Here is a 6,595-nt window from a genome sequence, read left to right as displayed (position 1 = left end):
CTCGGCGGGCACCTTGGCGGCCACGTTGCGGGCCCGGTGGATCAGACACCGTTGCCGCAGCGCGGTGGGCAACCTTGTGCTCGACGGCGCCCAACAGGCCAGATGCGCCATCGGAGATGACCAGCAGCGGCGCTCGCAGGCCCCGGGCCTTGAGGTCCTCGAGGAACCCAGCCCACGCGTCATGGGACTCGTCCCCGCCCGGTTCGACGGCCAACAACACGGGCTGGCCGACAGTGGTGATCCCGTAGGCGACGAGCACCGGCTCCGAACGCGACCCGTCGTGCATCTTGAAGTGGCTGCCGTCGAGGAACAGGTAGTCCAGCTCGACGTCGGACAGGTCCCGGGTGCGGAACGCCTCGAACTGGTCGCGCAGCCGTTGGCAGATCCGCGACGTCAGATCGCTATAGCCGTTGCGTCGCCCGGCCCGCTCCCCTTCAGCCCGGGAGTTCCAGTCGCGGCCCAGCCAGGTCGTGACCTCGTCCTCGAGAACCTCCTGGAGCACCAGGCGCGCCGACAACCGCATCACCTCCCCTAGGACCTCGGCGATGTCACGGCCCGACCCGAACAACTCGTCGATCTCGGCACGGATCCGTTCGGTGGGCGATACTCGTTTCGGCACGGGTGTAGGTCGCCTTCGTGAGCAGTCAGCCCTTGAAGGAACCTACGCCCTCGCCGCGTATTGCACCGGGAACGGGACGCCACCCATCACATCCGTCGAACCTCGTCGCATGCCGGGCTCCTCATCGGTGTCCTGCCGGCGGTCTCCCGGTGACGAATCAAGAACGATTCTCACCTTACTGAGAATTGTTCTCAGATATCTACTCGGGCGACACCACCCGGCTCCGTTCTGGCAGGTCAAACGCGCGCCAGGGCACGCGTTCGACCTGCCAGTTGGGTTGGGTGAGGAGTTCAGGGACCCGGGTCCTCGCCGATCTCGCGCAACCCGTCACGGATCGCGACCCGCAGCCGGCGGGCGATCTCCGGGCTGAGGTGACCGACCAACCCCTGGCCGGGCCGGCCCACCTCCTCGACCGTCAGCACGATGCGCGGCCGGGCATCGTCGTAGTCGTCGCTGACGGCCACCGCCCAGGAGATCGGCGTGAGCTCGTCGTCCTCGAAGCGCGGCGGGTAGTCACGAGGATCGAACGGGTAGTCGTCGATGGATCGGCGCATCGCACCAGTCAAGCCCGGACCGGCGGGTTCGGGAGTGGGCACGCCCGGGCGTTACCGTGGCGAGCGTGCCCCCCGCGCACCTGCAGGACTCACCCTTCCTCGCCGCCTGCCGAGGCGAGGCCCACGACCGGGTGCCGGTGTGGTTCATGCGCCAAGCGGGCCGGTCCCTGCCCGAGTACCGGGCGATCCGCGGCACCGGGAGCATCCTGGAGGCCATCCGCGACCCCGGGTTGGCCGCGGAGATCACCCTGCAGCCGGTACGCCGCCACGGTGTCGACGCGGCCATCCTCTACTCGGACATCGTCGTGCCGGTCGCCGCAGTGGGCTTCGGCGTCGACGTCGCCCCCGGCACCGGCCCGGTGGTCGCCTCCCCGTTCCGCAGCGAACGTGACCTCGCCCGGCTCCGACCCCTCGAGCCCGAGACCGACACCCCCTACGTGCTCGAGACCGTCCGGCTGCTGGCGAAGGAGCTCACCGTCCCCCTCATCGGCTTCGCCGGCGCGCCCTTCACCGTCGCCAGCTACCTCATCGAAGGGCGCCCGTCGCGCACCTACGCCCGCACCAAATCGCTGATGCACAGCGAGCCCGGCTTGTGGAGTGCGTTGCTCGACCGCCTCGCCGACCTGGCCGTGGCCTCGCTGCGGTCACAGGTTGCGGCGGGGGCTTCCGCGGTACAGGTGTTCGACAGCTGGGTCGGCGCACTCTCGCCGCCCGACTACGAGCGTTTCGTGCTGCCACACAGCCGCCGGGTGTTCGAGGGCATCGTGGACCTCGGGGTGCCCCGCATCCACTTCGGTGTGGGCACCGGCGAGCTGCTCGACCTGCTCGCGGCCGCCGGCGCGGACGTGGTGGGCGTGGATTGGCGGGTGCCGCTCGATCGGGCCCGGCAGCGGGTCCCCGCGGGTACGGCACTCCAAGGGAACCTCGATCCGGCCATCTGCCTCGCACCGTGGGACGTGGTCGCGGAGGCGGCCCGCGACGTACTGCGCCGCAACGCGGGGCACCCGGGGCACATCTTCAACCTCGGCCACGGCGTGCTGCCCGAGACCCATCCCGACACGCTCACCCGCCTGGTCGAGCTGGTGCACGACGAGGGCCGGGTCGCCTCCGGGGGCGGGGGTCGACCGTGAGCGGGCAGGGCGCACTGGGGGTGCTGGTGATGGCCTACGGCACCCCGAAGGACCCGGGCGAGATCGCCGGCTACTACACCCACATCCGCCGAGGCCGTCCCCCCACCGACGAGGAGCTGGCCGAGCTCACGGCCCGCTACGAGGCCATCGGCGGCGTGTCCCCGCTGGCCGAGCGCACCGAGGCCCAGCGGGGAGCGATCGCCGCGGCGCTCGAGGCCCGCAGTGGTCGAGCCGTCCCGACCGCACTCGGACAGAAGCACGCACCGCCCTACGTGGAGGACGGGGTGCGAGCACTCGCCACCTCCGGCGCAACTCGGGTCGTAGGTCTGGTGCTCGCGCCCCACTATTCCCGGGCGAGCGTCGGTGCGTACCACGAGCGGGCCGGGGCGGCAGCCCGGTCCGCGGGGGTGGAGTACCTGCCGATCGACTCGTGGCACCTGCTGCCGGCGCTGGTGGACTTCCTGGCGGAGGCGATCCTCGACGCCCGCCGGGGGCTCCCGGCTCGGCACAAGGTGCTGTTCAGCGCGCACTCGCTCCCGGAGCGGGCGCTCGCCGGCGACCCGTACCCCGAGCAGCTCTACGAGACCGCCAGCGCGGTGGCGGCGCGCGTCGGCCTGCTGCCGTGGCCCGACTGGGCGCTGTGCTGGCAGAGCGCCGGCCGCACCCCTGAACGCTGGCGGGGTCCCGACCTCTCGGAGGTGATCCGAGAGCTCGGCGCCACCGGCCGCGCCGAGGGGGTGCTCGTGTGTCCGCAGGGGTTCACCGCCGACCACCTCGAGGTGCTCTACGACCTCGACATCGAGGCTCGCCGGGTGGCCGAGAACGCCGGGTTGGCGTTCGCGCGCACCCGGTCGGTCAACGCCGACCCGGCCGTGATGGATGGGCTGGCCGAGCTCGCCCTGGCACGCGCCGGGTGCGGTGGGAAGGTGTGAGGTGGCGAGCGGCATGGCTTCGGTGGTGATCGTCGGCGGGGGGATCAGCGGGCTCACGGCCGCCTTCGAGCTGGCTCGCCACGGCGACGTCGAGATCACGGTGCTCGAAGCCGACTCGCGGCTCGGGGGAAAGATCTGGACCACCCCCTTCGCCGGCCGGGCCGTGGACTGCGCCGCTGACGCCTTCCTCGCCCGGGTGCCCGAGGCGATCGAGCTTTGCGGGGAGCTCGGGCTGCGGGAGCACCTCGTGACCCCAGCCACGAGCCGAGCGTTCGTCTACTGCGACGGTGCCCTGCGGGCCTTCCCGGAACGCACGGTGCTCGGCGTGCCGACCGACCTCGAGGCTCTCGCGGCCTCGGGCCTCGTCTCCGAAGAGGGTGTCGCTCGGGCGGCCGAGGACCTGACCATGCCCGGCGAGCCGTGGCGAGGCGACGAGTCGGTCGGGGCGCTGGTGCGCCGGCGGCTCGGTGACGAGGTGTTCGAGCGGCTGGTGGCGCCGCTGCTGAGTGGGGTGAACGCGGGTGACGCCGACGAGCTCAGCGTGGCCGCCGGGGCGCCGCAGCTCGCCGAGGCGGTCCGCGAGCAGCCGAGCCTCATCGCCGGCCTGCGCGAGCAGCTCGCCCGCACCCGACCCGATCCCGGCACGCCGGTCTTCTACGGGTTGCCCACCGGCACCCAGACCCTCACCGACGCGCTGGCCCACGAGCTGGGCAGGCGTGGCGCCAGGATCGTGACCGGGGCTCGGGCGACCGCCGTGGATCGGCACCGCGCTCACGCCACCTCGCGCTTCGCGGTCCGCGTCGCGTCGGCCGACCCGATCGAGGCCGACGCGGTGGTGCTGGCCACCCCCGACTTCGTGACCGCGGAGCTGCTCGGCAGCATCGCCCCCGGGGTGGCGGCTGAGCTCGGCGAGGTGCCCTACTCGTCGGTGGTGATGGTCACCCTGGCGGTGCCCCGAGCGGCGATCGGACGTCCCCTCGACGGCAGCGGCTTCCTGGTACCCCGGGCGGAAGGCCTGCTCCTCACCGGGTGTTCGTGGGCGTCGAGCAAGTGGGCCCATCTCGACGACCCGGAGGTGGCCGTGCTGCGCGCCTCCGCAGGCCGCTTCGACGACCGTCGGGCGCTCGAGCTCGACGACGCCGATCTGGTCGAGGCGCTGCTCGCCGACCTGGCGACGACGATGGCGCTCGATCCCTCGGTCTCGCCGGTGGCCACCCGGGTGTCTCGCTGGCCGCGCTCGCTACCGCAGTTCCGCCCCGGCCACCTCGAACGGGTGTCTCGGTGGCGCGCCGAGCTGGACACGGAGTGTGCTGGTCTCACCGCTCTAGGTGCCGGGTGGGACGGGTTGGGCATTCCGGCCTGCATCCGCCAGGCCCGGGCCGCGGCCGAGCGGGCCCGGCGTCATCTGGCCCTCCCCTCGTCGTGACCCGGCGTCGTTGCGTGACCGCACGACTTCTGCAAAGATTCCGTAACAATGCGACCTGGACGACCTGCCACCGGCCGCCGTTCTGCTCGGTACCGCAGCCCGCTCGCTCTCGCCGGCGTGATCCTCGCGCTCGTCGTGGGCGCGATCGTCGCCCCGGGTGCCGCCAGTGCCGACCAGCTCGCCGACAAGCGGGCGGAAGCCCAGCGGGTCGCCGCGAAGCTCGACGCGCTCGAAGCGCGGGTGATGCAGCTCGACGAAGCCGCCGAACGGGCCAAGGGCGAGCTCGCCGCGGCCGAAGCAGCCGTCGCCGACGCCCAGCGCCGAGCGGACGAGGCCAACGCCGAGCTCGAGCAGCGCCGGAGCGAGCTGCGGGCCTTCGCGGTGGAGGCGTACGTGTCCGGCAACGACGCCCCGGCCATGGACGCGCTCCTCGCCAGCACGACCGACGAGGCCCCCAAGGTCCGGGGCTACCTCGAGATCACCACCGGCAGCCGCCAGGACCTCGTCGACCAGCTGCAGGCGACCAGGAAGAAGGCCGAGGACGAGAGCCGCCAGCTCAGCGAGGCACAACAGGCGCTCGCCGACCATCACGCCCAGCTCCAAGCCTCCCTCGACGAGGCGCAAGCGGCAGTCGACGAGCAGGCCGCGATCAAGTCGAAGCTCGACGGCGAGATCGCCCAGCTCGTGCGGGAAGAGCAGGAGCGCAAGGCTGCCGAGGCTCGCCAGCGGGCCGAGGAACAGGCCCGCCAGCAGGCCGCCCAGCGAGCGGCGAGCACTCGGACGTCCCAGCCTTCACCGGCCGAAGGCCCGTCGCCGCGGACCGCGCCGACCGCGCCCGGCCCGGCGATCGACGACAGCCCGCCTCCGGCCGTGGGCTCGGGTGCCGCCGCGGCGGTCGCCGCGGGCATGAGCAAGATCGGGGCGCCGTACGTGTGGGCCGCGGCGGGACCGAACGCCTTCGACTGCTCCGGCTTCACCATGTGGGCGTGGGCCCAGGGAGGCAAGAGCCTTCCCCACTATTCGGGCGCGCAGTACGCGATGAGCCGGCGCATCTCCCAGGCCGAAGCCCAGCCAGGGGACCTCGTGTTCTTCTGGGGTCCCGGCGAGAGCGGCGACCCCGGCCACGTCGGCCTCTACATCGGTGGTGGCCAGATGGTGCACGCTCCCGGGCGAGGCAAGTTCGTGCGGGTCGACAGCGTCGGGTACTGGTCCGGCGCCCGCGTGGCCTTCGGCCGGGTCTGACCACCGCGTGCCCCGGACAGGCGGCCCGTCGGCTCCTGCCATCCTCGTCGGGCTGCACGGTTACGACGACCACCCCTCACGACTCGAGCGTGTGCTGGCGTCCCTACCCGGGGCGACAGGGATCCCCCGGCTGGTGCCCAGCGGTCCGGTGCGCACCCCGGGCGGGTACGGGTGGTTCGGACCCGACCCTGACGGCCCCACCGATGCCTCCCCACCCCTGAGCTGCACGCTCGACCGGCTCGAAGCGCAGGTCGTCGATGCCTGCGCCGCGGCGCAGGTCGATCCCGCCGGCGCGGTGGTGGTCGGCTACTCGCAAGGTGCGGCCACCGCGCTGGCGCTCGCGCTGCGCCGCGGGGCGAGGTGGCGGCCGGCGGCGGTGGGGGCAGTGGCCGCGTGGCTGCCGCACGACCCGAGCGTGGAGTGGGCTCTCGCCGACGCCGCGGGCCACACCGAGGTGCTGCTGGTGCACGGCGAGCAGGACGAGGTCGTGCCGGTGGTGCAAGGCCGCAGCGCCCGCCGGGCCCTGGAACGGCACGGCCTCGAGGTGACCTGGGTCGAGCACGCCGGCGGCCACGATCTCGAAGCACCCCCAGCGGTCGAGGCCCTCGACCGCTGGCTCGGCCGCCTCCGTGCCGGCCGCTGACCCGGGCGCTTCACCCGGCGACTCGCAGCCCCGCCCGCCGGCGGATCCC

7 protein-coding genes are annotated in these 6,595 nt (G+C 73.0%); 5 read left to right on the top strand and 2 right to left on the bottom strand.

Features of this window, described 5'->3' with window-relative positions; translation table 11 throughout:
* Both HZF19_RS05175 and HZF19_RS05170 read right to left on the bottom strand, forming a co-directional pair.
* A partial coding sequence (locus HZF19_RS05175; protein WP_208027686.1) for a transposase occupies window positions 1–619 on the bottom strand: 619 nt, incomplete at its 3' end.
* A gap of 290 nt (window positions 620–909) precedes the next feature.
* Window positions 910–1,173, bottom strand: coding sequence for a hypothetical protein (locus HZF19_RS05170; protein ID WP_208027685.1), 264 nt, complete (start codon window positions 1,171–1,173; stop codon window positions 910–912).
* Window positions 1,174–1,238: 65 nt separating this feature from the next.
* Here HZF19_RS05170 and hemE point away from each other — a divergent pair, with 65 nt between their 5' ends.
* The 5 genes from hemE to HZF19_RS05145 are packed head-to-tail and all read left to right on the top strand — an operon-like array spanning window position 1,239 to window position 6,546.
* Complete coding sequence (gene hemE, locus HZF19_RS05165) at window positions 1,239–2,303, top strand: uroporphyrinogen decarboxylase (protein ID WP_208027684.1); 1,065 nt, start codon at window positions 1,239–1,241, stop codon at window positions 2,301–2,303.
* Window positions 2,300–3,235, top strand: a complete 936-nt coding sequence (hemH, locus tag HZF19_RS05160) for a ferrochelatase (RefSeq protein WP_208027683.1) — start codon at window positions 2,300–2,302, stop codon at window positions 3,233–3,235. The genes hemE and hemH overlap by 4 nt, the downstream gene beginning before the upstream one ends.
* 13 nt (window positions 3,236–3,248) lie before the next feature.
* The gene (gene hemG, locus HZF19_RS05155) at window positions 3,249–4,661 is read left to right on the top strand and encodes a protoporphyrinogen oxidase (protein ID WP_208027682.1); all 1,413 of its coding nucleotides are present in this window, start codon (window positions 3,249–3,251) and stop codon (window positions 4,659–4,661) included.
* Window positions 4,662–4,709: 48 nt separating this feature from the next.
* Window positions 4,710–5,903: a C40 family peptidase gene (locus tag HZF19_RS05150; RefSeq protein WP_208027681.1), complete on the top strand. Its 1,194-nt coding sequence runs from the start codon at window positions 4,710–4,712 to the stop codon at window positions 5,901–5,903.
* Between the two features lie 7 nt (window positions 5,904–5,910).
* Window positions 5,911–6,546, top strand: coding sequence for an alpha/beta hydrolase (locus HZF19_RS05145; RefSeq protein ID WP_208027680.1), 636 nt, complete (start codon window positions 5,911–5,913; stop codon window positions 6,544–6,546).
* The last annotated feature ends 49 nt before the right edge of the window (window positions 6,547–6,595 follow it).

This window comes from Rhabdothermincola sediminis (genome assembly GCF_014805525.1).
In the GTDB taxonomy this organism is placed as follows: Bacteria; Actinomycetota; Acidimicrobiia; order Acidimicrobiales; family Acidimicrobilacustridaceae; genus Rhabdothermincola; species Rhabdothermincola sediminis.
Note: the sequence above shows the minus strand (reverse complement) of the source record. Positions and strands in the feature narration are given on the sequence as shown.